A 26146-nucleotide genomic window follows, 5' to 3' on the forward strand; every position below is an offset into this window, starting at 1 on the left:
CTCGACCCGTCCGCCACCGCGGTCATGCGGTCGACCTCGGTGAACAAGGCAGCCGAATGTCCTCAGTGGATATCCGGTTGTCGGGAGTACTCCGGTGGCCCTGACGCGCGAACGGGGTGAACTCCTGGTTCGGGTCTTCCCGTGCGAGTGCTGGACGTGAAAGCCTGCTCCCGCGAAACTTGAGCGCGGGAGCCGTCATGGAGCGCACTGCCAGGGCAACGGACCACCTCTCCGGCCTCCGGCTGGACGAACTGCTGCGGGAGTTGCACGAGCGCCTGGGGGACTTGCTGCGCACCCGCGACAGCCTGCAGGGGTTGTTGGACGCGGTGATGGCCGTCGGCGCGGGTCTGGAACTGGACTCGACGCTGCGGCGGATCGTGCGGGCGGCCCTTGGGCTGGTGGACGCCCGCTACGGTGCGTTGGGCGTGCTCGGTGACGGGGACCTGGTGCGGTTCATCAACGAGGGCATCGATCCCGAGACCCGCGCGGACATGGGTCACCTGCCCGAAGGGCGCGGGCTGCTCGGGCTGCTCATCGAGCACCCCGAGCCGATCCGGTTGACCGATCTCACCCAGCACCCCGCGTCGGTCGGTTTTCCGCGCAACCACCCGCCGATGGGCAGCTTCCTCGGTGTTCCGGTCCACGTGCGCGGTGAGGTGTTCGGCAACCTCTACCTGACCGAGAAGCGCGGGGGACCCTTCACCGCCGACGACGAGGCCGTGGTGCAGGCGCTGGCCGCCGCGGCGGGGGTGGCGATCGAGAACGCGCGGCTGTTCGAGCGTTCCCGGGATCGTGAACGCTGGTTGACCGCGGCGGGTGAGGTCAACACCCAACTGCTCGCGGGGGCGTCGCAGGACGAGACGCTCGGTGTCATCGTGCGGCGCGTGCGGGAGTTGACCTCCGCCGACTGCGCGTTGATCCTGCTCGTCGGTGGCGACGCGAAGGACCTGCTGTCGGTCGGCGCCGCCGATGGACCCACGAGCGAGCTCCTGCCCGTGGACATCGCCGCGTTCGGTCCGCTGGTGGAGTCCGTGCTGGCGGCCGAGGAACCTCGGCAGGTCCCGGACATGGCCGCGGAGCTGGGGTGCGGGTCGCTCGGCCCCGCCGTGGTCGTGCCGCTGCGCGCCGCCGGTGGCGTGCTGCTCGCGGCGAGGGAGAAAGGGGGTCGGTCGTTCCCGGCGGACACCACGCCGATGCTGGCCTCCTTCGCCGGTCAGGCCGCGGTGGCCCTGGAACTGGCGGAGAAGCAGCGCGCGCAGCGGCTGCTGGACGTGCTCGCCGACCGCGACCGCATCGCGCAGGACCTGCACGACCACGTCATCCAGCGCCTGTACGCGACGGGCATGGACCTGCAGGGCACGCTGCGGCGCGTCGACGACGGTCACGTCCGCGGCCGCGTGCACCGAGCCGTGGAGCAACTGGACCAGACCGTCCGGGAGATCCGGACCTCGATCTTCGACCTGCACGCGGTCGAGCACACCTCGAGCCTGCGTCGCCGGGTGCTCGACGCGGTCGCCGAGATCGGCGCCGGTGGTTCGACGACCCCGTCGGTGGCCATGTCCGGCGCCATCGATACGCGGGTCCCGGACCACGTCGGCGAACACGCGCTGGCCGTGCTGGGCGAGGCGTTGAGCAACGCCGTGCGGCACGCGCGGGCAACCGAGATCACCGTGACCGTGGACGCGGGCGACGACCTCGTGGTGCAGGTGCGGGACAACGGCGTCGGCGTCGGGGAGCCGAATCGACGCAGTGGTCTGGACAATATGATCCGCCGGGCCGAGCAGTGCCACGGCAGCTGTGAGGTGGACACCCGCGGTGCGGGCACGACTGTGTGGTGGCGGGTCCCGTTGGGGTGACGGTGGTGGGCGGCCGAGCGGGTCGGGAGGCGTCCACCACCGTTGAGCCACCCGCTGGCCGCCCTCGCCTCACCGGCCGGTGATGTCGGTCTGGGCCCGCAGCACGCGCTCGGTCGTCTCGGCGTCGCGGCTGTCCAGCTCGGTCGGGGTCAGCACCCGGGCACGCGGGCCGGGGAAGACCAGGGTGCGGTGGTCGTCCTCGGTCCACCGCACCAGGTAGGGCGGGCCACCGTCGCGGCCGTGGACCTCCTCGACGAGGCCCTGTCTGGTGTGGCCCGCCCGGTCGGTGTCCAGCAACCAGTCACCGGGTTGTGCGCGCACGGTGGCCCCCGTTCATCGACGTGGTTCGCGGGTGATGTCCACGACCATGGCTTCGGGGATGGTCACCCCGGTGTCGTCCCAGGCGTAGGTGAGCGTCGAGCGGACGTCGACGACGCCGTCCACCCGTCGGGTCAACGCCGTGATGACGTCCACCCAGCTGCGGCGCTCGACTTGGCCGCCGATCTCGACCACGCCGCCCGCGACCCGGATCGCCACCGTGTCCGCGCCGATGCCGAGGGCGTCGTGGAAGACGTCGTGGGCGATCTCCTCAGCGATGTCGTCGTCCGCGCGGGTGAAGATCGACAGCAGGTCCGACCGGCTGACCACCCCGACGAGGGCGCCGTCCGCGTCGACCACGGGGAGGCGTTTGACGCGGTGGTCGGCCATCAGGCGGGCGGCGTGCGGGACGTCCGCGCCCGACGCCACCGTCACGGCGGGCGCGGTCATCAGCTCGCCCGCGGTGGTACCCCGGGACCGCACCCGTTCGGCGTGCCTGCGCAGCAGCGCCGGGACGGCGTGCGGTCGTTCCCGCACGCTCTCCTTGGCGAGCAGATCGGCCTCGGACACGACGCCGAGCACACGACCGTCCGCGTCCACCACCGGCAACCCGCTCACCCGCCGGTCCGCCATGATCCGCACCAGGTCGGTGAAGCCGGTGCCCGCGGTGGCGGTGGCGGGATCCCGGGTCATCACGTTCTCGACCGTCCTGTGCCGCATCGTGCCCTCCTTGTCCGTTTGACCTGACGCTAGGGCGGTGGCGCCGTCACCGCTGCCGCTGGACAGCCCGGGCCCGCGCGCGAAAGTCCCGGTGACGGCGGGACTTCCGGCGGCGGCGGTGGTGGTGACGGGGCACCTAGCGTCGAGGTGGGACACGTCGGGAGGAGGCGGAACGCGATGCGAGCCAGGGAGATCATGTCCAGTCCGGTGCTGACGGTGCGGCCGGACACACCGGTCAAACGGGCGGCGGAGCTGCTGGCCAACCACGGCTACACGGCGCTGCCGGTGGTCGATGACGAAGGTGACCTGGTCGGGATGGTGACCGAGGCGGACGTGGTGCGCGACCGCTTCCCGGCCGACGCGCGGCGGCCCGACCCGGGCGACGGTTCCGGCGACGGGGCGGGGGCCGTGATGCCCGCCGCGACCGTCGACCAGATCATGACCAGCCCCGCGGTCGCCATGAGCGCGGGCACCGATGTGGCGGTCTTGGCCAGGGTGTTCACCGACGACCGCCGCCGCTGCATGCCCATTGTGGACGGTGCGCGGCTGGTCGGTGTGGTGACCCGCCGCGACCTGGTGCGCGTGCTGGCCCGCGCCGACGGCGAGATCGCCGCCGACGTCCGCCACCGGCTCGCCGTGTTCGGCGGCCGGGACCGCTGGACCGTGCGGGTGGCCGGGGGTACCGCGTACATCGCCGACCAGTACGACGACGCGGGCGACCGCCACGTCGCCAAGGTGCTCGCCGAGGCGGTCCCGGGGGTGGTGCGCGCCGAGGTCCGCTCGGTGGGCGCGGATGGCGGGTTCCCGGAGTTCACCGATGAGCCCGGCACGCGGGTGGGCGGGGCGTGAGCGCGCCCGACCCGCGCCCGGTGCTCGTCGCCGTCGACGGCTCCGCCGCCGCCGACCAGGCGCTGGCCTGGGCCGCCGCCGAGGCGCACCGCGGGCGCCGACCGCTGGTGATCATGACCGTCTACCCGTGGCCGGTCACCGGTTCTCCCGACACGGTGGAGGTGGGCGCGCGGTTGCGGATGGCGTTGCGCGTGCGCGCCGAGGAGGTGGCCGAACGCGCGCGGCGCGCGGTGGCGCTGCCCGGCCTCTCGGTGCGCGTCGAGGTCCTGGAAGGCGACGTCGTCGGGCTCCTGCGGGAGGCCAGTGGCGCCGCCGAGCTGCTGGTGCTGGGGTCGCGTGGGCTCGGCGGCTTCACGGGGATGCTGCTGGGTTCCACCACCGTCGCGTTGGCCGCGCACGGCCGCTGCCCGGTCGTGGTGGTGCGCCACGCCGCGGACCGCGGCGGGCTCGGCCCCGTGGTGGTCGGGGTCGAGTGCGGCGGCTCCGACGAGCGGGCGCTGACCTACGCGTTCGACCACGCCGCCGCGACCGGCGCCGCGGTCGTCGCGGCGCACGCGTGGAGCGACACCGCCATCGAGGCCGCGGTCGCGGACGGGCACGTCGCGGTGGACTGGGCGCTGTGGTCGCGGGAGGCGGAGCGGGAACTGGCCACCCGGTTGGCGCCGTGGCGGGCCGAGTTCCCGGATGTCGAGGTGCGGCCGGTCGTCGCTCGGACGCGCCCGGTCGACCTGCTGCTGGACCAGGCGGCGGGTGCCGCGTTGCTGGTCGTCGGCTCGCGCGGTCGCGGCGGCTTCGCGGGCCTGCTGCTGGGGTCCACCAGCCAGGCCGTGATCCGCCACGCCCCGTGCCCGGTCGTGGTGGTGCGCCCCGATGAGCGCTGAACCCGGGCGCGCACCGCACACCGACCACTGGGCGCTGGACCGCGCGGGCGGGACCGTCCGGATCCGCGAACTCGTCCCGGCCGACCAGCCCGCCCTGACCGCGCTGCTGGACGGACTCCCCCCGCGCGACCGCTACCTGAGGTTCTTCACCCTCTCCAGCACGTCAGCGCGTCGCTACACCGACAGCCTCCTCGGCGCGGGCGCGCGCGGACGCCCCGCGCTCGGGGCCTTCCGCGGCGACCAACTCCTCGGTGTGGCGAGCTACGCCCGCAGCGGTGGCCCCGCTACCGCGGAGTTCGCCCTGGTCGTCGACCACCGCGACCAAGCGCACGGCATGGGCACGCTGTTGATGGAGGCACTGGTCTCCCGGGCGGGTGCGGAGGGGGTCGACACCCTCACCGCGGATGTGCTCGCCGAGAACACGCGGATGACGCGGCTGCTGACCGACCTCGGACTGCCGATGCGCTGCGAGCGGGACGGTTCCGTCTTGGGCGTCACCATCACCCTGGCGGCGGGGGAGCGCTACCGGGGCGCGGTCGACGCCCGGGAACGGACCGCCGACCTGGCCGGTCTCGAGCCCGTGCTGCGCCCCCGCTCGGTGGCGGTGATCGGGGCGGGCCGCGCTGCGGGTTCGGTCGGCCGCGCCGTGCTCGCCAACATCCTGCGCGGTGGCTTCACCGGTGCTCTCACCGCGGTGAACCCGAACGCCACCTCCCTGCTGGGTGTGTCGTGCGTGCCGTCGGTGGGAGACCTCGCCGACGCACCGGACCTCGTGGTGCTGTGCGTGCCCGCCCCGGTCGTGCCGACGGTGCTGACCGAGTGCGCCGCGGCGGGCGCGAAAGCCGCCCTGGTGATCACCTCCGGGATCACCGGCCCCCTCGCCCGGCAGGTCAGGGCCATCGTGCGCGCGCACGGCATGCGCATGGTCGGCCCCAACTGCCTCGGCCTGGTGAACACCCATCCCGACGTCCGCTTGGACGCGACCTTCGCCGCCCACCCGACCGCGGCGGGTGAGGTCGGAGTGCTCACCCAGTCTGGCGGCGTCGCCATCGTGCTGGCCGAGGCACTGACCCGCATCGGTGCCGGGGTTTCGACGCTGGTGTCCACGGGCGACAAGCTCGACGTCTCCGGCAACGACTTGCTGCACTGGTGGACGGCGGATCCCGGGACCACCGCGGTGGCGGTCTACCTGGAGTCCTTCGGCAACCCGCGCCGGTTCGCCCGGCTGGCGCGCGGTCTGAGCGCGGTGAAGCCGGTCGTCGTGGTGCGAGCCGGGGTGTCCGACGCCGGACGGCGCGCCGCCGGGTCGCACACCGCCGCGCTGGCTTCCCCCACGGCAACCCTGGACGCGCTCTACCACCAGGCCGGGCTGACGCCGGTCGACAGCCTCGCCGAACTCGTCGACGCGCTGGCGCTGTTCACCAGCGTGCCGCTGCCCGCCGGGCCCCGCACCGCGGTCGTGACCAACGCGGGGGGCGCGGGCGTGCTCGCCGCCGACGCCTGCGCCCGGCACGGGCTGGTCGTGCCCGAGTTCGGGGCGGACACCCTGGCCGCTCTCCGGGCCGTGCTGCCGCCCGGGGCCGCCGCGGCCGACCCGGTCGACACCACCGCCGCGGTCGGACCCGAGGTCATGACCGCGGCGGTCGCCGCGGTACTGGGCGACGACAGCGTCGACGCGGTAGTCGCGCTGTGCGTGCCCACCGCACTCGGCGACCCGACGCCCGGAGTGCTCGCCGCGGTGAGCGCCGACTCGGCCAAACCGGTGCTGCTGGTGCGACTCGGCCAAGCGAGCGGGGTGGCTCGCGAGCCCGTCCCGGGCGGTGGTTTCGTGCCCGGCTACGCCGATCCGGACCGCGCCGTGCGCGCGCTCGCCCACGCGGTCCACCGACGCCGGTGGCTGGACCGACCGCGAACACCCGCCGCCCGGCCGGGCGGAGTGGACCGCGGCGCGATCGAACGGCTGGTGGCCGCACACCCCGACGGTGGGTGGCTCGATCCAGCCGAGAGCTTGGCGTTGCTGGCCGCCGCGGGCGTCCCGGTCCAGCCGGGCCGCGTGGTCGCGGTCGAGCACGCGGCGGAGGCCGCCGCGGCGGAACTGGTCGCGCGCGGCAGACCGCTGGCGCTCAAGGCCGTCACCGACGGCGTCCTGCACAAGGCCAAGGCAGGTGGTCTCGCGCTCGGGCTGTGCGACCACCATGACATCTCGGCCGCCGTGACCGTCCTCCGCGAGAACTTCGGAGACCGGCTGCGCGGCGTCTTCGTGCAGGCCATGGCGGAACCGGGCACCGAACTGCTGGTGGGTGTGCGCGGCGACCCCCGGTTCGGCCCGCTGGTGGTCTTCGGGGCGGGTGGTACGGATGCCGAGGCGGGCACGCACACCGCGCGGCTGTGCCCGCTCGCCGAAGCCGACCTGACCGACCTCGCCCACGAGGACACGGCCGTCGCCGACGTGCTGCGCCGGGTCGGCCACCTGGCCGACACCACGCCCGAGATCGCCGAGTTGGACGTCAACCCGGTGATCCGCACCCCGGCGGGCGTCATCGCCGTGGACGCGCGGGTGCGGCTCGTCCCGGCCTCGCACGCCGATCCCCTTGCCCGCGTGCTGCGCGGGGAACCCTGATTTCCGCTGTTCCCCCGGAACGGGTGAGGCCCGCCGGTCGGGTCCACGAAACGATCTGCCCCGGACAAGTCGCACGGGGTGGACGTGACCACCGCGGGCTTGTACCCGTCCACAGACTTCCCGAGATGTGGAGGAATCCGTGCGGATGGATGACACGCGCACCACGCCGCCCACCCGATGGCTGGTTCACCGCACACTGTTCGGACCCCCGCGCGACACAGAGCCCGAGGACCTGTACTGCGTGGTCGACCGCGGTGTCGCGGTCGTCGACCGTGACCGGGCGCTCGTGCGACCGCACGCGCGACTGTCCACGAACACGTACTTCGGCAGGTTCCCCGCGGCCTACTGGCAGCGGTGGACCACGGCCCGGACCGTCTCGGTGGAGATCACCGCGGCAGGCGAGCGCGGGGGAGGAGGCAGCGTAGCGCTCCTCGCGTCGGACAGCGCGGGGGAGCGCCGCGTCGTGGCGAGCGCGCGGATCGATGCGGGAGGACCACACCTGGTCGCCTTCAAGGCCGACCTCGACCGGTTCGCCGACGGGGGCGCGCTGTGGGTCGAGGCGAACGCGGGCGCCGCGGAGCTGACCGTCGACCACATCCGCTGGTATGTCGCCAGCCCCACCCGGGGACACGGTGCCGCGGTGGTGATCTGCACGTACAACCGGCCGGACGAGTGCCTGGCGACGCTGCGCGCGCTGGCCACCGACACCGAGTGCGCGGACCTGTTGGACGAGGTGTTGGTCATCGACCAGGGCTCCGAAGCCGTGTGCGAGCACAGCGCTTTCGCCGACGCGGAACGCGCGCTCCAGGGCAAACTGCGCTACCTGCGCCAGGCGAACCTCGGTGGTGCGGGTGGTTTCACCAGGGGACTGGTGGAAGCGGGTCGGGACCGCCCGGTGCACGTGCTGCTCATGGACGACGACATCGTGCTGGAACCGGACACGGTCCGGCGCCTGGTGGCCTTCGCCGAGCACGCCGCGAGCCCGGTGCTCGTGGGTGGGCAGATGCTCCAGTCACTGCACCCCCGGCACCTGCACGTCGGCGCCGAGCAGACCCGGCTGCCGCGGCTGGGTGCGGGCCACCCGGTGCCGGACGCGTTGCGGCACACCGATATGACCCGCCAACACCAGGAATTGCGTGTCGACGCGGAGTACAACGCCTGGTGGGCCTGCCTGATACCGCCGGAGGTGGTCGCCGACGTCGGTCTCCCGCTGCCGGTCTTCTTCCAGTGGGACGACATCGAGTACGGGCTGCGGGCCAAGCGGCGCGGGTACCCGACGGTGACGCTGCCGGGGGCGGGTGTGTGGCACTCGGACTTCTCCTGGCGCGACTGGGACGACTGGCCGCGCTACTTCAGCCTCCGCAACGCCCTCATCGTGCACGCCCTGCACGGCGACCGGGACCTGCGCCGCACCGCGGTGTGGCTGGCGGGCGAGTTGGCCCGGTACCTGGTGTCGATGCGCTACGGGCTGGCGGAGACCCTGGTGATCGCGGTAGAGGACTTCCTGGCAGGGCCCGAAGTCCTGCTCGACGGTGGTGCCGCCGCGGCGGACCGGATCCGCAAGGCGCGGGCCGAGTACGCGGAGACCGCGGTGCACCCGTCGTGCGGTGCCTTCGGCCACCCCGTGGTCAAACCGGACCCCGAACCGTCCATGCCGAGATTGGTTCTGGTGAAGCGGGTCGTGTGGCACGTGCTCGGGATTTCCCGTGGTGCCGCGTCGATCCGGGCCGCGGACGCGCGGTGGTGGCACGTGTCCCTGTTCCGCACGGCCGTCGTCACCGACCCCACCCAGTCCGGGGTCCGGGTGCGGCAGCGCGACCTGAGGAAGGCGTCGCGCTTGGTCGCGCGAGGCGTCCGCGTGCTCGGCCGTCTGGTCGCGGAAGGACCAAGGGTGCGTCGGCGGTACCTGGCGGCGCTGCCCGAGTTGAGCGGTGAGGCGAATTGGCTGCGGTTGTTCAACGGCACAGACGAGGCAAGGGGAGAGTGATGGGAGACGACATCCGAGGCCACGCGAGGTCCGCGGTGGGGCGCTGGGTGGACGACGCGGCGTCCTGGGTGGTCCGCCGCGCCGACCGGTCCGAGCGCGGGCTCGAGGACCGGATCCGCGCGGCGGTCCGGGCCGAGTGCGAGCAGCTCGTCCGGGCCGTGCACGACGTGGAGTTCCGCGCGCGGCGGGACATCCACGCGGCGGGGGAGCGCCGGGCGGTGCGCGACACCGAGAAGTTCGTCCGCGCGCACCTGCCCACCACACCCACGTTCCCCCACCCCGACCAGACCTTGGCCCACGCGCTGGCGCACAGCCCCGAGGACGGTATGGCGCTGGAGTTCGGGGTGTTCAGCGGACAGTCCCTCAAGGCCATCGCCGCGGACCGGGCAGGCCGGGACGTGTTCGGCTTCGACTCCTTCCAGGGCCTGCCGGAGGACTGGCGGACCAACATCCCGGCGGGCGCGTTCGCCGTCGACGCCCAGCCGGTGGTGGACGGCGCCGAACTCGTGGTCGGCTGGTTCGCCGACACGCTCCCGGACTTCCTCGCCGACCACCCCGGTGACGTCGCCTTCCTCCACTTGGACGCGGACCTGTACTCGTCCACCAAGACCGTGCTCGACCACGTCGGCCCCCGGCTGCGGGACGGCTCGGTGATCCTGTTCGACGAGTACTTCAACTACCCCGGCTGGGAGGAGCACGAGCACCGCGCCTGGCGGGAGTTCGTGACGCGCACCGGGATCCGGTTCGACTACCTCTGCTACACCTCGAACGACGAGCAGCTCGCCGTCCGGCTCCGGGCCGCGTAGCGCGCCGCCGGTCGATCGGGGCCGAGGTGCCCCGTCGGTCGAGGTCCGTCGGCCGGTTCGGCGGGGGCGGCGGGACCGAGAGCATCGCAGGCGAGATCCGGGCGATGTGGAGGGTTGATGGTGATGGGCACAAGACGCGGTGTGTGGGTGGCGGTCGTCGGTGCGGTCGCGTTGGTGGGTTTCGGCGCGCCCCCGGCCGAGGCGGGCGGTCCCCGGATCATCGACCTGGGGTTCCTGCCCGACGGGAAGCACAGCCACGTGCGCGATCTCAACGAGCGCGGTGAGGTGGTCGGCGCGTCGACCTCCGGTGGGCGGTTGCACGCGGTGCGGTGGGACCGGTCGGGGCGGATCACCGACATGGGCACGGTCGGCTCCGACAGCACGGAAGCGACACTGATCAACGACAGCGGCGCTGTCGCGGGCTTCTACCGCTGCGGCGGCTCGCGCACCTGCGGTGTGCGCTGGTCGGCCTCCGGCGAACCGATTCCGCTGCCGCCGCTGGGCGAGGGCGGTGACAGCGAACCCACGGCGATCAACGAGGCGGGCCTGCTGGCGGGCTACGCCGACGTGGCGTACGACGACCCCCGCCCGGTCCGCTGGGACTGCGCGGGACAGGTGACGCGACTCCCCCTGCTGCCCGGCGACACGCGGGGCTGGGCGGGCGGCATCGACCGCGAGGGCAACGTCGTCGGGATATCGGCCACGGCCGACCGCGTGGACCACCCGGTGCGGTGGGACGCCGCGGGGCGGGTCTCGGTGCTGCCGCTGCCCGAGGGGCGCACCAGCGGCTGGGCGTCGAAGACCACCGCGGACGGCACGATCCTCGGCGCTGCCGTCGGCCCCGACGGCGTCCACCCGGTCCGCTGGGACCGCCGGGGCCGGGTCACGGAGCTGTCCGGCGACGTCTCGCTCTCCCCGGTGTGGATCAGTCCCCGTGGTCGGGTGGTGGCGTCCGGGTCCGCGGAAGGCGCCGGGTGGGCGAAGCGTTGGGACCCCTCGGGCCGCGTCACCGACCTGCCGCCGCTGGCCGGTGACACCTACCCGCAGCCCTTCTCGGTGAACGACTCGGGTGTGGCCGTCGGCCGGTCGGGCAGCGGGGTAAGCGCCCCGCACCCCGTGCGCTGGTCGGAATCCGGTGCCGTGCGCAGGCTGCCCGAACTGCCCGGTGCCTTCGGCGGTTGGGCGGGCGAGATCAACGGCCGCGGCGTGATCATCGGTGTCATGCACTACAACGACGCCAGCTCGCACGCGGTCGTCTGGCGCTGAGCGGGCAAGCCGGAGAGGGCGAGCGAGGTCCGTGATGGAGTCTGGCCACCGGGTGACCGCCCGCCCACCCGGCACCATCTCGTGCGCACCGCCGTTGCGGGCCCACTGCCCGCGGGTCGCGTTCGAGTCTGCCCACCGTCCCGTCGAGCGGTCGGCGGCACGAACCGATCCCCGCCGGCCGCGGGGGACGCACCGCGGTGCTTGAAGTCGCGGAGTCCCCCCGTCCCGATGTCCCACAGCGCGGGTCGCGGTGCACCGCGACCCGCGCCGCGGGACATCAGCGCCACAGCGCGGCGTGCTGCCCGCCGGGGAACCGGGCTTGGCCGACCATGGCCCCCGCCTCGTTGACCGCGCGCACGAAGACCGCCGGGGATCGCGTGTGATCCGGCAGTTCGTGCGGGGTGCCCTCCCGATCCCACCACACCGGGGTCGCGGTCCCGTCCGCTGGGCCCGACACCCCGACGACGATCCCGGCGTCGTTGACCGCGGCGGGCAAAGCGCTCCCGATGTCGTGCAGCCGGTCCAACTCGGTGACGCGGCCGGAGCGGTCCCACCGCAGGCCCGGCGCGACGGCGATGCCGGATCGGCTCATGCCGTAGAGGTAGCTGTCGGCATCGAGGACGACCGGGTGGCGGACGCCGTGGTCTCGGTACTGCCAGCGAGCAGCGTGGTAGCCGGCGCGGTTGACCATACCGACGACGAGTCCGTCCTCGGTCACCCCGAGCGCGGCGCTGAGCGACTGATCCGGTGCCAGGGGCAGTTCGATCACGTTGCCGTCCCGGTCCCACAGGAGCGCGCGCACGCCCACACCGGGGAACTCCGCCCAGCCGACCACCAAGCCCTGGTTGCTGATCCCCGTGGCCACGCCGTTGACGGCACCTGGTGGCTCCGGGAGTCGCACGACCTGTCCGCTCGCGGTCCAGCGCACCGGGTGGCGGCGGCCGTCCGGTGCGCCACCCGCGTAGCCGACGACCACGTCGGAGTCGTTCATCGCCTCGGGGTAGCTCTCGGCACCCGGGGACAACGCGGGCAGCCTGCTCAGCACCCCGTCCGGGGACCACCGCAGGCTGCAGTAGTCGATCGGGGGGTCCGAGCAGTGCTCGGCGACGCCGAACGCGGTGCCCCGCCGGTTGACGCCCAGCGCGTACGTGTCCAGCCCGTCGACCTGGCCCAGGTCGGTGATCCGCGCCGAGCGGCTCCACCGGACCGCGTGCACACCCGTCGACCCGGCCGTGGTGGACCTGCCCACGACGACGCCGTTGTCGTTGAGGTCGGCGGCCGAGCTCTGCCCGCCGGGCAGGGCACCCAGGTCGATCGCCGTGCGCGGCCCGGCCGCCCGTTCGGCGATCGCCGGTGGCGCGAATCCCCAGGCCATCAAGAGGAGTACCGCCGCGGTCGCGCCATGCCTTGACCGAGGGCGGGTGGATCGGGACATGTGCGCTCTCCTTCGCTGCTATGTCGGGTGTTTTTGTCAGAAGTGACGCGGAAGAACGCGTGTGGGTGAAGAGTCGCGAGCTGTGGCCACCCACAACGGGATGACAGCCGCGGCGGCCGCCCCGTTGTGGGTGGACCGGTGTTGCCGCGTCAACGCGTTGACCGTCGACCGCGACGGACCAGGAGGGCGCCGAACAGCACGGCCACCAGGCCGATGGCGGTCGACCACGCCGCGTCCACCCCGGTCCGCGCGAGGTCGCCCGCGCCATCCGATGGCGGCGCCGGGGTCGGATGCGCGACGTGCACCTGCCGCGGCGGCACTACGGTCGGTTTGGCGGGTAGGGGCGGCGGACTGGGCTCCCGCTGCTCGGGTCCGGGTTCGATCCACAACCTGAGGTTGTTGGGTCCCACCACCAGTGTGTCCAGGTCGTGCGGTTGTCGGCGGGCTATCTTCCAGGGTCCGACGATTCCGTAGGTGTACTTGCCCGGCACCACGGGCGGGAACTCGAAGCGTCCGAGGTCGTCGCTGACCGCGCGGGCGGCCACTTTCCCCGACGGGTCGGCGAGGTACAGCCTGATACCGGGTTTCGGGTGGAAGGACGGGTAGCCGCAACCCGCGATGGTGATGCCAAGGGGCCAGCAGCTGATGGAGAACCCCTCGTTCTCGTACACGTCTCCCGACAGGGTGGCGAGCCCGGGCGTCACGCGTGTCACCGCGCTCGCTTCGATCGAGGCGGGACCGGGGCCGACGGTGTCGAACCGGCACACGAGCCGGTACTCGGTTCCCGGTCGCGCGGTCAGCGGGATCGTCATGCGCGCGTGCACCACCGCTGTGGCGGCCGGAGCCAGGGTCAAGCCCTCGCCGTACATGTGGAGCGGGCCCCAGTCGGAGTCCCAATCCGAGCCTACGCACCACGCCCGCAGACGGGTGAGGGGCAGGGGTCCGCGGTTGGTCAGGCTGATGGTCAGTGGGGCTCTCTCCGCCACGCGGTTGGTCTCGTGGTCGAATCCCATGGTCACGGCCAAGACCTCCGACAGGTGACGCGTTCCCCGCAGGTCGGCCACGAGCCCCTGTCCCGCATCGATGTCGACGGACCTCGGTTCGAACAGCCATCCGCCTGCCGCCTCGGCGGTGACGGTGTAGTTGCCCGCCGGGATGTCGTCGAACGCGTACCGGCCATCGGGACCGGTGCGCGCCCGGTAGGTGCCCGCGGGCCTGCCGCCGGTCGCGGTCACCTGGGCGCCGGCGATCCCCTCGGTCGGTTGCCGGACGCCGTCCCGGTTGAGGTCGCCGAAGGCGGTGCCGCTGAATCCCGCGCGCCGATAGGTGATCATCGTGGTGGCGCCTGCGGTGTTGTCGACCGGTTCGGCGTCGGGCGCGCCCGGGTGTGCCGTGACCGTCATGGTGAGAGGTCCCGCGTCCTGGACGGTGTCCAGCGGCACCGACGCGCCGATCTCCGTCGATGCGCCGGGCTCGAGTACCCAGGGGTTGGGGGTGTACTCCCATCCCGCGGTGGCCGGGCCGGTGGTGGTCAACGTGATGTAGGGGGCGGGACCAGCGCCGACGTTCGTCACCACGAGCCGCAGGTAGGCGTATTCGCGGATGTCGTAGTTCGGCTGGGTGAACCGGAGGCTCACCCGCAGGTCCGGTGATTCAACCGGGGTTTCGCCGGTCGGGGTGATCGTGGTGGTTTCCGCGGCGGAGGGGGGTGCCGTCGAGCCGGCCCCCGCAGTATTGCTTGTGGGCGCGGGTGTTCCGCTCGGTGTCGACGGCGTGAGCTGCGGTGTTGTGGTCGTGTGTTGCGTTGTCGTGCGCGGCGGTGGCGTGGTGCGGTTCGGGTGGGTCGTTGTTGTTGTCGTGGTTGTGGTTGTGGTTCGCGTCGTCGGGGTCTGTCCGGGCGGTCTTGACGTGGCGGCCGTCGATGACGTGGTGTTCCCGAGGCCCGGAGCGGGACCCGGCGTCGTGGTCTCCGCGGCGTTCGCGGTCGTCGTCACCGCGAACAGCAGTGCCGCCACCAAAGGCGCGCACGCGGCGGCGACCGATCGGGGTTGTCGTCCGGTCATCTTCCATCCCCTCGCATCCGTGATCGGGGTTCGCTCATCGCACCGGGAGCTGCTGCGCACAACGTTGCTCAGGGGTGTTCTCGCCAGGCAGTGCCGTCCCTCCCGAGGGTGGACGGCCCTAAGGCCCTGATGATCGATCCGCGGTACGGGAGACCTCCCCGGTCTCCGGGCCCACGCCGAACCGCACAGGGCTGGACGCCTCGGAACGGCTCAACGCGGTCGGGGACGCGGCGCTGCCTGCCGCGGGATCGTCAGCCCTCCACGCGCCTGCGGCGGGCACGCCAGAGTTCGTCGGCGCCCCACACCAGGACGGGGAACAGCGGCAGCAGGGCAATCTGCCACAGCGGGGGCAACGCCATGCCGAAGACCCGGGCCAGCGGCGGGATGGCGAGTACGGCGGCGGTGAAGGCCAGTTCGAACGCTATGCCCCACAACAGCAACCGGTTGGACAGCGCGCCGATGGCGCGTAGCGGTGCGTGGTTGGTGCGGGCGGCGAACGCGGTGCCGATCTGGCAGGCGACGATGCCCAGGAAGCTCATGGTGGTCGCCTGCTGCCAGGTGTGGTGCAGCGCGGTGCCGGGGCCGGTGGGCGCGCCCGGCGTCCAGCCGCCCGCGAGGAGGGTCAGCAGGTAGCCGCCGAGGACCAAGAGCGCGGAGATGCCGCCGAGCAGGGCCCAGGCGCGGGTGAGCATGGGGCGGTCGATGACGTTGTCGCCGCGGTGGCGGGGCGGGCGGTCCATGAGGCCGGGTTCGGCGGGCTCGCGGCCCAGGGCCAGCGCGGGCAGGGTCTCGGTGCCGAGGTCGACGGCCAGGATCTGCGGCACGGTCAGCGGTAGGGGGATCGCGCCGCCGGAGAGGGCGAAGACCAGGAACGGCAGGACTTCCGGGGTGGCGTGGGCGAAGATGTAGACGATGAACTTGCGGACGTTGTCGAAGACGCGGCGGCCCGCTTCGACGGCGGTGACGATGGTGGCGAAGTTGTCGTCGGTGAGCACCATCGTGGCGGCTTCTCGGGCCACGTCGGTCCCGGAGCGGCCCATGGCCACGCCGATGTCGGCGCGGCGCAGGGCGGGCGCGTCGTTGACGCCGTCGCCGGTCATGGCGACCACGTGTCCTTGGGCGCGCAGCGCGTCGGCGACGCGCAGCTTCACCTCGGGAGAGCTGCGGGCGAAGACCAGTTCACCGCCGTCGCGCAGCAGTGCGTCGAGGTCGGCTTCCGGCATGGTCTCCAGTTCGGCGCCGGTGACCACGGTGATGCCGGAGCTCCCGATGCCGACCTGGCGGGCGATCTCGGCGGCGGTGAGGCCGTTGTCGCCGGTGACCACGATCAGCCGGATACCCGCGCGGTGGCAACGGTCCACGGCGTCGGCCACCTCAGGACGCGGCGGGTCGACCATGGCGACCAGACCCAGCAGCACCAGGTCCCGTTCGGCTTCGGTCCGCTCGGTGGGGGCAGGCGTTCCGGGCGGGACCTCCCGGTACGCGAGCGCCAGCACGCGCAGCCCGCGCGCGGCGAACCGGGCCGCGGCGGCTTCGACGGCGGCGCGGTCCTCGGCCGACATCGGTCGCGGACCACCGGGTACCTGGAGGTGGGTGGTGCGGCGCAGCACTTCCTCGGGCGCGCCCTTGGTGTTGACCACCACGCCACCCAGGTCATCCACAGTGGACATGAGGCGCAGGGTCGGGTCGAAGTGGAACTGCCGGACGCGGGCCGCCTGGCGCGGTTCGACCGAGATGTCGGCGCCCAGGTCGGCAGCGGCCAGCAGCAGCGCGATCTCGGTGGGGTCGCCGGTCGCGTCGTCCGGCGCGGCGGGATCGACCTCGGCGTTCGCGCACGCGGCCGCCGTCCGGGCGAGCAGGGCGGTGGCGGCCGCCGGGGTGCCCGCGTGGAGCGCGCCGTCCGAGGTCCAGATCTCGGTCACCCGCATGCGGTTGCGCGTCAGGGTGCCGGTCTTGTCCGTGCAGATGACCGTGGTGGACCCGAGGGTCTCCACGGCGGAGAGCCGTTTCACGACCGCGCCGCCGCGGGCCAGCACCCGCACCCCGACCGCGAGCGCCAGGGTGATCGTGGGCAGCAGGCCCTCGGGGACGTTGGCCACCAGCAACCCGATGGCGAACTGGAACGAGTCCGACAGCGGCAGGCCCGCCACCAGCACCCCCAGCGGCAGGAACGCCAACCCGACGCCCACCGCCACCGCGGCGATCAGCCACGCCACCCGCTTGACCTGCCGCTCCAGCGGGCTCTCGTCGTGGCCCACGCGCTGGGTGAGCGCCGCGATGCGGCCCAGTTCGGTTGCCATGCCCGTGGCGAACACCACCGCGCGCGCCGCGCCGCCGGTGCAGTTCGTGCCGCTGAACACCAGGTCCTTGGCGTCGAGCACGGTGCCGCCGAGGTCGGTCGCGTCGGCGGAGCGGAAGGCGGGCAGGGACTCACCGGTCAAAGTGGACATGTCGACCTCGACCGCACCGGCCAGCAGCCGCGCGTCGGCGGAAACCCGGTCGCCCTCCTCGACCAGCAGGATGTCTCCCGGCACCAGGTCGGCTGCCTCGATCGAGGCGCCCACCCCGTCGCGGATGACGCGGGCGCGCACCGGCAGGTAGGCCGCGAGCGCGGACACCGCCCGCTCGGCTTGGCGTTCCTGGGCGAACGCGAGCGCCGCGTTGACCAGGATGACGGCCACGATCGCCACCGCCAAGGCCGTGGTCCCGGAGACCCAGGCCAGGACAGCGGCCAGCCACAGCAGCAGGGCCAGCGGGTGGGTGAACTGGCCGAGCAGCCGCCGCGCCCACCCGTGTCCCGATCTCGACGTCAGCACGTTGGGCCCGTGCGCCTGGAGCCTGCGCGCCGCCTCACGCGCGGTGAGCCCCTCCGGGCGGGTGCGCAGGTCCCGCATGAGCCGTTCCACCGGCCCGCGCGGATCCGGCGGCGCGGTGTCCTCGAGGTGCGTGGTCACCACACCATCGTCGGTCGGCGCGCTGCCCGTCCCCAGGGACCAAGGGACCGGTTCCGCACCGACCTGGGGCTCGATCCGGCGCGTACTGGGCGCGCCGCCCGCCCGGATGGCCGCGGTCGTCCCATCCGGGCGGGGCGCCCGAGCGCGGCGCGGTGGACATCGCCCCGCGCTCGGGAGCGGGTCCGACTCAGCGTGCCGGACGGCGACCCCGGCGGACGAGGAACACGCCGAGCAGCACCGTCAACAACCCGGCGACGGACGACCACACCACGTCCACTCCGGTCCGCGCTAGGTCACCCGGCCCACCACGGCGGGTGTCGGGGAGCGGGTGGGCGACGTGCGTGGACCGCGGCGGCACCACTGGTGGTGTGGCGGGTGCGGGTGCCTGGTCCGGATCAGGCTGAACCGGACCTGGCTCGACCCAGACCGCGGTGGTCTGGTCACCGACGGAGAGCTCCAGCGGGGAACCGCTCGCGGTGCGCACGATCCGCCAAGGGCCCACCACGCCGATGGTGTAGGTGCCCGGATCAACCGGGTCGAAGTAGAACCCGCCGTACGGATTCGATGGTGCCGCGCGAGCGACGACCCGGCCCGCGGTGTCGACGAGGTACAGCGTCACGCCCGGCACGCGGGTGCCGGAGGGCTGCGGTTCGCACAGCGCGGAGTTCGCCAGGCAGAGGCTGGAGGACTCCTCGTCGGCCCTCAACACCCAACCGGATAGGTTCGCCTTCCCCGACAGCGTGCGCGTCGCCGCCGATGCCCGGACGATCTGGGCTTCGCCGCGCCCGATGGAGAACTCGCAGTCGACCACGAAATCGCTGCCCACGGGAGCGCTCCACGGGATCACCACCAGCGCGGGGAAGTCCCGGGTGGAGTTGGCCGGGAGGTAAGCGCCCGGTGTGTTGGGGTTGAGCGCACCCCACTCGGAGCCCCAGCCACTGGCCAGGCCGCACCACGCGCGGACCAGCAGATCCGCGTTCGCGCGGTTGGTCAGCCGGACCGTCAGGGGAACCCGGGTCGCCGCGTGGTTGTCCGCGTGGTCGAATCTCATGGACGCGAACAGGACTTCCGAGGCCGGGCGGTATCCCCGCAGCTCCGTCGGGATCTCGCCGCCGCGCCCGAGCATTCCCGAGTACCGGTCGAACCGCCACGTGCCTTGGCTGACCTCGATCGTGTAATCCCCCGCCGGGATATCGCGGAACACGAACCGCCCGTCCGCGCCGGTGCGCGCGTTGTAGGTGCCGCGAGGTACGCCACCGGTCACCGTCACCGACGCGCCCGCGAGTTCCTCTCCCGGGTCCCGGTACTCGCTCGCGTTGCGATCGCCGAACACGTAGCCCTGGTAGTACAGGAGTTCCTGGGTGACGGTTGTCGTGGCGCCCGCCGCGTTGTCGGAGGGGGTGGCGTCGGGTGTGCTCGCTCGCACGGTGACTTCGACGGTGAGCGGTCCGGGGCTGGGGAGCGCCCAAAGCGGGATCTCGCCGACACGTTCGGCCGTCGCCCCGGGACCGATGGTCCACGGGGTGGGGGCGGACTCCCAGGTGGGCGCGACCGGGCCGGACGTGGTGATCGTGATGTCGCGGGCGACCGCGGTGCCGACGTTGACGACGGAGAGCCGCAGGTAGGCGACATCACGGATGTCGTAGGAGGGCTGACCGAATTCGGTGCTGACGCGGAGATCCGGCAAGTCCTCCGCCGGTGCGCCGCTCGTGGTGGGCGGCACGCTGGTCGTCGGGGGAGCGGTGGTGGGTGGAGGGGGAGTCGAAGTGGGCGCGGTCGTTGTGGCGGTGGGTTCGGTTGTCGTGATCGGTGGCGCGGTTGTCGTTGTGTGTTGTGTGGTGGTGCTTGACGGTGTTGAAGTCGGGCTGTGGGAGGTGGTCGCGGTGGTGGTCGTCGTGCTGGGTCTGGCGGTTGTGGTTTGCTTGCTCGAGCTCGGTGTGGTGACCGCCGTCCCGGTCTCCGGGACAGCCGCGGTCGTCTCCGTGGCGCGGGCGTTCGGGGCCGCCGCCAACACCACGGCCGCCACCAGTGGCAGGCAGGCGATCGTGACGAGTCGGGGTCGTCGTCCGGGCATCATCATCCCCTCATCTCGGGTTCTGGCTCGCGCGCGAGACTGGAACCGTTCGCGCGCACCAGGTTCCCCGCGGTGACGAGCCGGGCGAAGAGCCCTCCCTCCCGCGGGCGCGCGGACCAAAGACCTCCGTGGTCGCTCACCGGGCGCGCTCGGCCCGCCTGCGCGCCAAATGAGTCCATAATGGACAATGAGGTGGTGGCGCCCGTCGGGTCGGCGGGCTTACCGGTGCCCGATCCCGGTGCCGATGACCTTCGACTCTGGCCGCCCATCCGACCCGCGCCAGAGGCTGTCGGTGATCGGAGACTGCGGCCGCCTGGCCTGATCTCACTCGACCTGGAACGGGGTAGGGCAGTGAAACGCGAACAGTACGCACGCGCCGCTCTCGGCTTCGGCGTGGCCATGGCCCTGCTCGCCGGTACGGCGCACACCGCCGCGGCGGCGCGTGGCTGCCGCACGTGGTCCGTGGCGGATCTGGGGACGTTGCCGGGCGGTACCTTCAGCTGGGCCAACGGGATCGATGCCGCGGGCCGTGCCTTCGGCAGCGCACAGGACGCCGAGGGGCGGCGTGCGGTGCGCTGGGACCTGGACAACCGCGTCACCCGCCTCCAGGCCCCGGGGACGGTGGAAAGCGGGGTCAACTCGGTGAGCGCGAACGGAACGGCCGCCGGTTGGCTGTTGGAAGGGCGTGTCCACCGCGCCGCCCGGTGGGGAGTTCGCGGGCAGCTGACCGAGTTGCCGCCGCCGCCCGGCGACACCTACGGCTACGCGGCCGGGGTCAACAACTCCGGCGCCGTGGCCGGGGTCACCGGTACCACCGACACGAGCCGGGCTGTGCGCTGGGACGAGCGAGGGCGCCCAACGGTCCTCGACACTCCACCTGACAGCCTGGCGAGCTGGGCCCATGACCTCAACGACGACGGTGTCGTTGTCGGTGAGATCGCCATGGCGGACGGCTCGGCGCGGGGCGTGCGCTGGGACAGTGCGGGTCGTATGACGGCGTTGTAAACCCCACCGGGTGCGCGAAGCGCCCAACCGTCCGACATCGCCGATGACGGCACCATCGTCGGCACTGCCCTGATCGGGTACAACGACTCTCTCCCGCTCCGGTGGGATCGTGCGGGACGGGTGAGCACCCTCCGCGTTCCCGCGGGGTCCACGCAGGCGGGCGCGCACGGCGCGAACGAGCGTGGTGTCGCCGTCGGTGGGGACGAACACCACGCCCTGCTGTGGAACCTCGGCGGGGGACCGGTCGAACTCCCCAACGCACCCGGTGGGTCGCTCGCGTCCGCGTCCGCCGTCAACAACCCGGGCGCGGTCGTCGGCGCGGTGGTTCTCCCGGACCACACCACCCACGCCGCGAGATGGTGGTGCGAGCGCCCCCAAGGGGCCTGAAGGCGCTCTCCGCCGCGGACGGGAGCCTTGGTCAGTTCCCGGTCTTCGGCTCCGCCCAGTCCCGGACCAACTCGTCGGCGATGCCGTCGGCCCACACCCGGATCTCGCTCCAGTCGCGGGCGTCGCCCGCCATCCGCTTCGCCACCGCGCGGTCGAGGAAGCCGGTGGCCCGGTCCGGGTCGAGCTTGCCGCCGAACACCATCGGGGCGTCCGCGCCGATGCGGGTCGCTCGTCTGCGTCCACCGGCGGTGGGGTTCACCCGGCTCGGGCGAGGTCCCAGCCACCCGCTCTCGAACAGCCACACCCGGCGGTCGGCCAGTTCGCGGTGGAACCGGCGGAAGAACCGGCGCGCGGTGGGGCGCCAGCGGCCCGCGTAGATCGCGGTGCCGAGTACGACGGCGTCGTAGCCGTCCAGGGCTCGGGGTTCCAGGACGTCGTGCACCGTGACGTGCAGGCCGCGCCCCACCAGTTCCGCGCCGATCGCCTCGGCGATCTCCTTGGTGGCGCCCATCTTGCTCGCGTGCAGCACCAATACCCGTTTCATGGGAACGATCCTCCGCACGTTGGAGACGACCCGGCAGTGTCGTCGGACCCGGCGTGCCGTGGACCTAGGGCACTGCTCCGAACGGGTGGCCCGGGCGAAGGCTGGGGCACGGCCCGTTCCACAGGGAGGAAAGACGATGTCCAGGTTCGAAGGCAAGACCGCGCTGGTGACCGGTGGCGCGCGCGGGATCGGGGCCGCGGTGGCGCGGCGGCTGGTCGCGGAAGGCGCCCGGGTCGTGATCGGGGACGTGCTCGCGCAAGCCGAGTGGGAGGTCGGTCTGCCCGAGGCGCGGGTGCGCCGCGCACACCTCGACGTGACGAGCGAAGCCGACTGGTTCGCCGCCGTCACCGAGGCCGAGCGCGTGTTCGGCCACCTCGACGTGGTGGTCAACAACGCCGGGATCGTCGAGTTCGGACCGATCACCGAACAGAGCCCGGAGTCCTTCCGGCGGGTGCTGGAGGTGAACCTGGTCGGCCCCTGGCTGGGCATGCGCGCGGTGGCGCCGTCGCTGCGCGCCGCCGGGGGCGGGTCGATCGTCAACATCTCCTCGACGGCGGGCCTGATCGGGTACGCCGACCTCGGCGCGTACGTGGCGAGCAAGTGGGCGTTGCGCGGTCTGACCAAGACCGCGGCGATGGAGTTCGCCCGCGACGGTATCCGCGTCTGCTCGGTGCACCCGGGCCCGATCCGCACGCCGATGACCGCGGGCTTCGACGACTCGATGACCGCCGAGCAGCCCATCGCCCGGTTCGGCGACCCCGAGGAAGTCGCGGCGATGGTCGCGTTCGTGGCCGCCGAGGCCACCTACTCCACCGGCAGCGAGTTCGTCGTCGACGGTGGCGCGGTGGTCGCGGGCGCCGGTGTGCGGCCGGACCGGGCCGAGGTGGGTGCGGGTGACCGGGGTTGAGGGTCCCGGGTGCGGGGAGGCCAAGGGCCCTGTGCGGACGGGCCCAGGGCCGGTGCCCGCCCCGGCGCGCCGGCGACAGGATCGGTGGTAGGCGGAACAGCCGCGTACCGAGCGCCCGCCGGGCGGTCAGGAGGAGGTCGTGATGGGCGAGCACATCACCGTCGGCGTCGACGGCTCCGCGGCGGGCACGGCCGCGTTGGAGTGGGCCTTGGACGAGGGCATCCGCAGCGGCTACCGAGTGCACGTGGTGACCGTGTGCCACCCGGGTGAGCCCGAGGACCCGGAACTGGCGAGGGCGGTCGAGACCGAGATCTTCGCGCGTCCGGAGGCGTCGGTGTGGCGTCGGCTGCTCGTCGGCTCGCCCGGTCCCGAGTTGGTGCGGGTCGCGTCGGACTCGGTGCTGCTGGTGGTCGGGTCCTGCGGGACCGGCGGCCTGCTCGCGACGCTGCTGGGTTCGGTGAGCGCGCACTGCGTGCGCCACGCCCGGTGCCCGGTCGTGGTGGTGCCCGCGGGCGAGTCGGCCGTGCCCTCCTTGGCGTCCTCCGCGCAGGGGGCGGTTCGATGAGCGCCGACGAGCGCGGACGGGCGGTGCGGCTCCTCGCCTCCGTCGCCCACGACGCCGACGACCTGCGGCTGCTGCTCGACCTGCTGGGACTGGACGCGGCGGAGGGCCTGCCCGACGCGCTCCGGAGGACTCCACCGGACGCGCGGCCGGTGCCGCTGCCCGCGCCCCGCCCGCCTGGCGGTCGGGCCTTGGCGGGCAGGCTCCTGGCCGACGTGTCCGCCGCGGTGAGGGCGCGGTGACCGGCTCGGGGCGGGTGTGCGAGGTGATGACCGGCCAGGTCGTCGGCATCACCCCGGACGCCCCCGTGAACGTGGCGCTGCGGCTGATGGCCCGCTCGGCGGTGCGGCACCTGCCGGTCATCACCGGTGAGCGCTGCGTGGGCGTGCTGCACGAGTCCGACCTGCTCTGGCACGTCTGGGCGAGCGGCAACGACACCACCCCGGTCACCCAGCTGATGCGTCCGGCCACACCCGTGGTGGGCCCGCCGACCGACGTGCGCGCCGCCGCGGCGACGATGGCCGCGGCCGTGACCGACGTCCTCCTGGTCGTCGACGAGGGCAGGCTGGAGGGCATCCTCACCGCCACGGACCTGGTCCGGGCGCTGGCGGGCTGAGCCGCTTCCCACGACGCACGCGTTGGCCCGGACCCACCGTGGTCCGGGCCAACGCGTGCGTCGTGGTCAGCCGGTGGCGGCGGCCAGCAGCAGCCGCCGTTCGGCGGCGCCGATGGCGGCGCGGGCGGCGGGCACCGCGCTCGGGTCGACCGAGATCGAGGTGATGCCCAGGCGCACCAGGTGTTCGGTGTAGTCGGGTCGTTCCGTGGGGGCCTGCCCGCACAGCGACGAGGTGATCCCGGCGGCGCGGCAGGCGCCGACGATCCGGGCGATCACGTCCAGCACGGCCGGGTCGGCCTCGTCGAAGACCTCGGCGCACACCGTGGAGTCGCGGTCGACGCCCAGCACCAGTTGGGTGAGGTCGTTGCTGCCGATCGAGACCCCGTCCACGCCGAGACCGGCGTACTCGCCGATCCAGTACGCCGAGGACGGCACCTCCGCCATGACCCAGCGCAGCAGGCCCCGCTGGGTGCCCAGCGGACTGGCGTCGACCAGGTGCAGGCACGCCTCCAGCTCCCACTTGGTGCGCACGAACGGCAGCATCAGGTGCAGGTTCGGGTGGCGATCCCGCACCCGTGCCAGCGCCCGCAGCTCCAGCGCGAACAGCTCCGGGTCGCGGACGTAGCGGTGGCAGCCGCGGAAGCCGATCATGGGGTTGCGCTCTTCCGGCTCGAACTCGGCCCCGCCCGTCAGCCCCCGGAACTCGTTGGTGCGGAAGTCGGTGGCCCGGTAGACCACCGGCCGGGTGCCGAACGCGGCGGTGACGCGGGTCAGCGGCTCGGCCATGGCGTCGACGAACGCGTCCGGGCCGTGGTCGGCGAGGAACCGCCGGGGGTGGGTGGCGCGCAGCGCGGAGGTGAGCATCAGTTCCGCGCGCAGCAGCCCGACGCCGTCGACCGGCAGCGCCGCGGCGGCGGTCGCGCTCTCGGGCATGGCGAGGTTGACGTAGACGCGGGTGCCCAGCGACTCGACCGGTCCGGCCGCCGCGGTCACCTGCTCGACCGCGGTGACCGGAGCCCGCCGGGTTCGGCCGGGCGTCACCACACCCGCGGTGCCGTCCACGGTGACGGGTTCGCCGTCGCGCAGCCGGGTGGTCGCCTCCCGGGTGCCCACCACGCACGGCACGCCCAGTTCCCGCGCCACGATCGCGGCGTGGCAGGTCAGACCGCCCTCGTCGGTGACCACCGCGGCGGCACGGCGGATCACCGGCACCCAGTCGGGGTCGGTCATCCGGGCGACGAGCACGTCCCCGTCGGCGAAGTCACCGTGCTCGGCCGGGTCGCGCAGGATCCGCGCGGTCCCGCTCGCCACGCCCGGCGCGGCGGCCAGACCGGTCAGCTCGGTCGGCGCGGCAGCCTGCCGCCGCTCGGTGCCGAGCGTGGTGATCGGGCGCGCCTGCACGAGCCAGGTGCGGCCGTTCGCGATGGCCCACTCGATGTCCTGCTCGGTGCCGTAGTGCTCGCGCACCCGGCAGCCCAACCGGGCGAGTTCGACCGCCTCGCCCGCGGTGAGCACCTGCCTGTCGCCCTGCGCGGGGGTGAGCGGCACGTGGGTGTCGCCGCCCGCGGCGCCGCGCTCGACCTTCTCCCGCTGGTGCCCCACGCGGGTGCTCAGCAGCCGGGGGCCGTCCTTGGCCAGCACGTAGGTGTCCGGTTCGACGGTCCCGCCGACGACGACCTCGCCGAGGCCGAGGGCGGCCTCGATCACCACCTTGTCCGTGGCACCGGTCACCGGGTCGGCGGTGAACATCACCCCGGACCGCTCCGAGGGCACCATCCGCTGCACCACCACGGCGATGGCGGGCTCTCCGGGCACACCGCGCTCGGCCCGGTACGCCAGCGACCGGGCACCGAACAGCGACGCCCAGCACGACGTCACCGCGTCGAGCAGGCCCTGTTCCCCTTCGACGTCGGTGTAGGTCTCGTTCATGCCCGCGAACGAGGCGCCCGCGGTGTCCTCCGAGGTGGCCGACGACCGCACCGCGACCGCGGTACCCGGACCGAGCGCGCGGTAGGCCGCGGTCACCTCGGTGGCGACCTCCGGTGTGATGCCCGCCTTGCGCACCAGCTCGCGCAGCCGCTCGGCGTCGTCTCCGGCGCACCCGGCGCGCAGGTCGTCGCGAACCCCGGCCGCGTCCATCGAACGCAGGTACGCCGCGGCGGTCACCACGAACCCACCGGGCACCGAGAAGCCCGCCGAGATCAGCTCACCGAGGTTGGCGCCCTTGCCCCCGGCGGTCTCCACGTCCGTCGCCCGCACCGAGGCCAGGTCGACGACCAACTGCTCTGCCATGTCT

23 protein-coding genes are annotated in these 26146 nt (G+C 73.3%); 15 read left to right on the forward strand and 8 right to left on the reverse strand.

What is annotated here, in order from left to right:
- The first annotated feature begins 197 nt into the window (after positions 1–197).
- Positions 198–1856, forward strand: coding sequence for a GAF domain-containing protein (locus V5P93_RS17905; RefSeq protein ID WP_104479971.1), 1659 nt, complete (start codon positions 198–200; stop codon positions 1854–1856).
- Positions 1857–1925: 69 nt separating this feature from the next.
- On the opposite strand, the gene V5P93_RS17910 is transcribed toward V5P93_RS17905, so the two are convergent.
- Positions 1926–2177: a DUF1918 domain-containing protein gene (locus tag V5P93_RS17910; RefSeq protein WP_104479972.1), complete on the reverse strand. Its 252-nt coding sequence runs from the start codon at positions 2175–2177 to the stop codon at positions 1926–1928.
- A gap of 12 nt (positions 2178–2189) precedes the next feature.
- A complete protein-coding gene (locus V5P93_RS17915) occupies positions 2190–2894 on the reverse strand; it encodes a CBS domain-containing protein (protein WP_104479973.1) in 705 nt (234 codons plus the stop codon).
- 177 nt (positions 2895–3071) lie between these two features.
- Here V5P93_RS17915 and V5P93_RS17920 point away from each other — a divergent pair, with 177 nt between their 5' ends.
- The 6 genes from V5P93_RS17920 (at position 3072) to V5P93_RS17945 (ending at position 11303) form a co-directional block, all read left to right on the forward strand.
- Complete coding sequence (locus tag V5P93_RS17920; protein WP_104479974.1) at positions 3072–3743, forward strand: HPP family protein; 672 nt, start codon at positions 3072–3074, stop codon at positions 3741–3743.
- A complete protein-coding gene (locus V5P93_RS17925; protein ID WP_245931344.1) occupies positions 3740–4624 on the forward strand; it encodes a universal stress protein in 885 nt (294 codons plus the stop codon). Before V5P93_RS17920 ends, V5P93_RS17925 begins: the two co-directional genes overlap by 4 nt.
- Positions 4614–7244: a GNAT family N-acetyltransferase gene (locus V5P93_RS17930; RefSeq protein WP_104479975.1), complete on the forward strand. Its 2631-nt coding sequence runs from the start codon at positions 4614–4616 to the stop codon at positions 7242–7244. Before V5P93_RS17925 ends, V5P93_RS17930 begins: the two co-directional genes overlap by 11 nt.
- Positions 7245–7389: 145 nt before the next feature.
- Entirely contained in the window at positions 7390–9231 is a 1842-nt protein-coding gene (locus V5P93_RS17935) for a glycosyltransferase (protein WP_104479976.1), read from the forward strand.
- On the forward strand, positions 9231–10037 hold the full coding sequence (locus tag V5P93_RS17940) for a class I SAM-dependent methyltransferase (protein ID WP_104479977.1): 807 nt from the start codon (positions 9231–9233) through the stop codon (positions 10035–10037). The genes V5P93_RS17935 and V5P93_RS17940 overlap by 1 nt, the downstream gene beginning before the upstream one ends.
- 123 nt (positions 10038–10160) lie before the next feature.
- The gene (locus V5P93_RS17945) at positions 10161–11303 is read left to right on the forward strand and encodes a hypothetical protein (protein WP_146108081.1); all 1143 of its coding nucleotides are present in this window, start codon (positions 10161–10163) and stop codon (positions 11301–11303) included.
- Between the two features lie 277 nt (positions 11304–11580).
- Here V5P93_RS17945 and V5P93_RS17950 read toward each other — a convergent pair whose 3' ends face one another.
- Positions 11581–12678 (reverse strand): hypothetical protein, encoded by a 1098-nt coding sequence (locus V5P93_RS17950; protein WP_104479979.1) that lies wholly within the window; start codon positions 12676–12678, stop codon positions 11581–11583.
- A 209-nt stretch (positions 12679–12887) separates the two neighbouring features.
- The gene (locus tag V5P93_RS17955; protein WP_104479980.1) at positions 12888–14375 is read right to left on the reverse strand and encodes a carboxypeptidase-like regulatory domain-containing protein; all 1488 of its coding nucleotides are present in this window, start codon (positions 14373–14375) and stop codon (positions 12888–12890) included.
- A gap of 40 nt (positions 14376–14415) precedes the next feature.
- On the opposite strand from V5P93_RS17955, the gene V5P93_RS17960 reads away from it, so the two are divergent.
- Positions 14416–14931, forward strand: a complete 516-nt coding sequence (locus tag V5P93_RS17960) for a hypothetical protein (RefSeq protein WP_146108083.1) — start codon at positions 14416–14418, stop codon at positions 14929–14931.
- Between the two features lie 121 nt (positions 14932–15052).
- Here V5P93_RS17960 and V5P93_RS17965 read toward each other — a convergent pair whose 3' ends face one another.
- Together V5P93_RS17965 and V5P93_RS17970 are read right to left on the reverse strand one after the other, a co-directional pair.
- Positions 15053–17755 (reverse strand): cation-transporting P-type ATPase, encoded by a 2703-nt coding sequence (locus V5P93_RS17965; RefSeq protein ID WP_281261667.1) that lies wholly within the window; start codon positions 17753–17755, stop codon positions 15053–15055.
- Between the two features lie 187 nt (positions 17756–17942).
- On the reverse strand, positions 17943–19442 hold the full coding sequence (locus tag V5P93_RS17970) for a carboxypeptidase-like regulatory domain-containing protein (RefSeq protein ID WP_181043564.1): 1500 nt from the start codon (positions 19440–19442) through the stop codon (positions 17943–17945).
- A gap of 79 nt (positions 19443–19521) precedes the next feature.
- Between V5P93_RS17970 and V5P93_RS17975 the strand changes: the two genes are divergently transcribed.
- The 3 genes from V5P93_RS17975 (at position 19522) to V5P93_RS17985 (ending at position 21221) form a co-directional block, all read left to right on the forward strand.
- Positions 19522–19905 (forward strand): hypothetical protein, encoded by a 384-nt coding sequence (locus V5P93_RS17975; RefSeq protein ID WP_181043565.1) that lies wholly within the window; start codon positions 19522–19524, stop codon positions 19903–19905.
- 275 nt (positions 19906–20180) lie between these two features.
- Entirely contained in the window at positions 20181–20834 is a 654-nt protein-coding gene (locus V5P93_RS17980) for a hypothetical protein (RefSeq protein WP_104479983.1), read from the forward strand.
- A 120-nt stretch (positions 20835–20954) separates the two neighbouring features.
- Positions 20955–21221 carry a hypothetical protein gene (locus V5P93_RS17985; protein ID WP_104479984.1) on the forward strand — a complete coding sequence of 89 codons (267 nt, stop codon included), beginning with the start codon at positions 20955–20957 and terminating at the stop codon, positions 21219–21221.
- Between the two features lie 31 nt (positions 21222–21252).
- On the opposite strand, the gene V5P93_RS17990 is transcribed toward V5P93_RS17985, so the two are convergent.
- The gene (locus tag V5P93_RS17990) at positions 21253–21765 is read right to left on the reverse strand and encodes a flavodoxin domain-containing protein (RefSeq protein ID WP_104479985.1); all 513 of its coding nucleotides are present in this window, start codon (positions 21763–21765) and stop codon (positions 21253–21255) included.
- A 136-nt stretch (positions 21766–21901) separates the two neighbouring features.
- Here V5P93_RS17990 and V5P93_RS17995 point away from each other — a divergent pair, with 136 nt between their 5' ends.
- The 4 genes from V5P93_RS17995 (at position 21902) to V5P93_RS18010 (ending at position 23850) form a co-directional block, all read left to right on the forward strand.
- A complete protein-coding gene (locus tag V5P93_RS17995; protein ID WP_104479986.1) occupies positions 21902–22672 on the forward strand; it encodes an SDR family NAD(P)-dependent oxidoreductase in 771 nt (256 codons plus the stop codon).
- 142 nt (positions 22673–22814) lie between these two features.
- Positions 22815–23237 (forward strand): universal stress protein, encoded by a 423-nt coding sequence (locus tag V5P93_RS18000; protein ID WP_104479987.1) that lies wholly within the window; start codon positions 22815–22817, stop codon positions 23235–23237.
- Entirely contained in the window at positions 23234–23476 is a 243-nt protein-coding gene (locus tag V5P93_RS18005; protein ID WP_181043566.1) for a hypothetical protein, read from the forward strand. Before V5P93_RS18000 ends, V5P93_RS18005 begins: the two co-directional genes overlap by 4 nt.
- The gene (locus tag V5P93_RS18010) at positions 23473–23850 is read left to right on the forward strand and encodes an HPP family protein (RefSeq protein WP_104479989.1); all 378 of its coding nucleotides are present in this window, start codon (positions 23473–23475) and stop codon (positions 23848–23850) included. Before V5P93_RS18005 ends, V5P93_RS18010 begins: the two co-directional genes overlap by 4 nt.
- Before the next feature lie 66 nt (positions 23851–23916).
- Here the strand turns inward: V5P93_RS18010 and ppsA are convergent, their stop codons facing one another.
- Positions 23917–26142: a phosphoenolpyruvate synthase gene (ppsA, locus tag V5P93_RS18015; protein ID WP_104479990.1), complete on the reverse strand. Its 2226-nt coding sequence runs from the start codon at positions 26140–26142 to the stop codon at positions 23917–23919.
- Positions 26143–26146 lie beyond the last annotated feature (4 nt).

Source organism: Actinokineospora auranticolor, assembly GCF_041897805.1.
GTDB lineage: Bacteria > Actinomycetota > Actinomycetes > Mycobacteriales > Pseudonocardiaceae > Actinokineospora > Actinokineospora auranticolor.

Coding starts and splice junctions, on each gene's coding strand:
- V5P93_RS17905 (WP_104479971.1), top strand. CDS start 198: ATGGAGCGCACTGCCAGGGCAACGGACCACCTCTCCGGCCTCCGGCTG.
- V5P93_RS17915 (WP_104479973.1), bottom strand. CDS start 2,894: ATGCGGCACAGGACGGTCGAGAACGTGATGACCCGGGATCCCGCCACC.
- V5P93_RS17920 (WP_104479974.1), top strand. CDS start 3,072: ATGCGAGCCAGGGAGATCATGTCCAGTCCGGTGCTGACGGTGCGGCCG.
- V5P93_RS17930 (WP_104479975.1), top strand. CDS start 4,614: ATGAGCGCTGAACCCGGGCGCGCACCGCACACCGACCACTGGGCGCTG.
- V5P93_RS17935 (WP_104479976.1), top strand. CDS start 7,390: ATGGATGACACGCGCACCACGCCGCCCACCCGATGGCTGGTTCACCGC.
- V5P93_RS17940 (WP_104479977.1), top strand. CDS start 9,231: ATGGGAGACGACATCCGAGGCCACGCGAGGTCCGCGGTGGGGCGCTGG.
- V5P93_RS17945 (WP_146108081.1), top strand. CDS start 10,161: ATGGGCACAAGACGCGGTGTGTGGGTGGCGGTCGTCGGTGCGGTCGCG.
- V5P93_RS17950 (WP_104479979.1), bottom strand. CDS start 12,678: ATGGCCTGGGGATTCGCGCCACCGGCGATCGCCGAACGGGCGGCCGGG.
- V5P93_RS17990 (WP_104479985.1), bottom strand. CDS start 21,765: ATGAAACGGGTATTGGTGCTGCACGCGAGCAAGATGGGCGCCACCAAG.
- V5P93_RS17995 (WP_104479986.1), top strand. CDS start 21,902: ATGTCCAGGTTCGAAGGCAAGACCGCGCTGGTGACCGGTGGCGCGCGC.
- V5P93_RS18000 (WP_104479987.1), top strand. CDS start 22,815: ATGGGCGAGCACATCACCGTCGGCGTCGACGGCTCCGCGGCGGGCACG.
- V5P93_RS18005 (WP_181043566.1), top strand. CDS start 23,234: ATGAGCGCCGACGAGCGCGGACGGGCGGTGCGGCTCCTCGCCTCCGTC.
- ppsA (WP_104479990.1), bottom strand. CDS start 26,142: ATGGCAGAGCAGTTGGTCGTCGACCTGGCCTCGGTGCGGGCGACGGAC.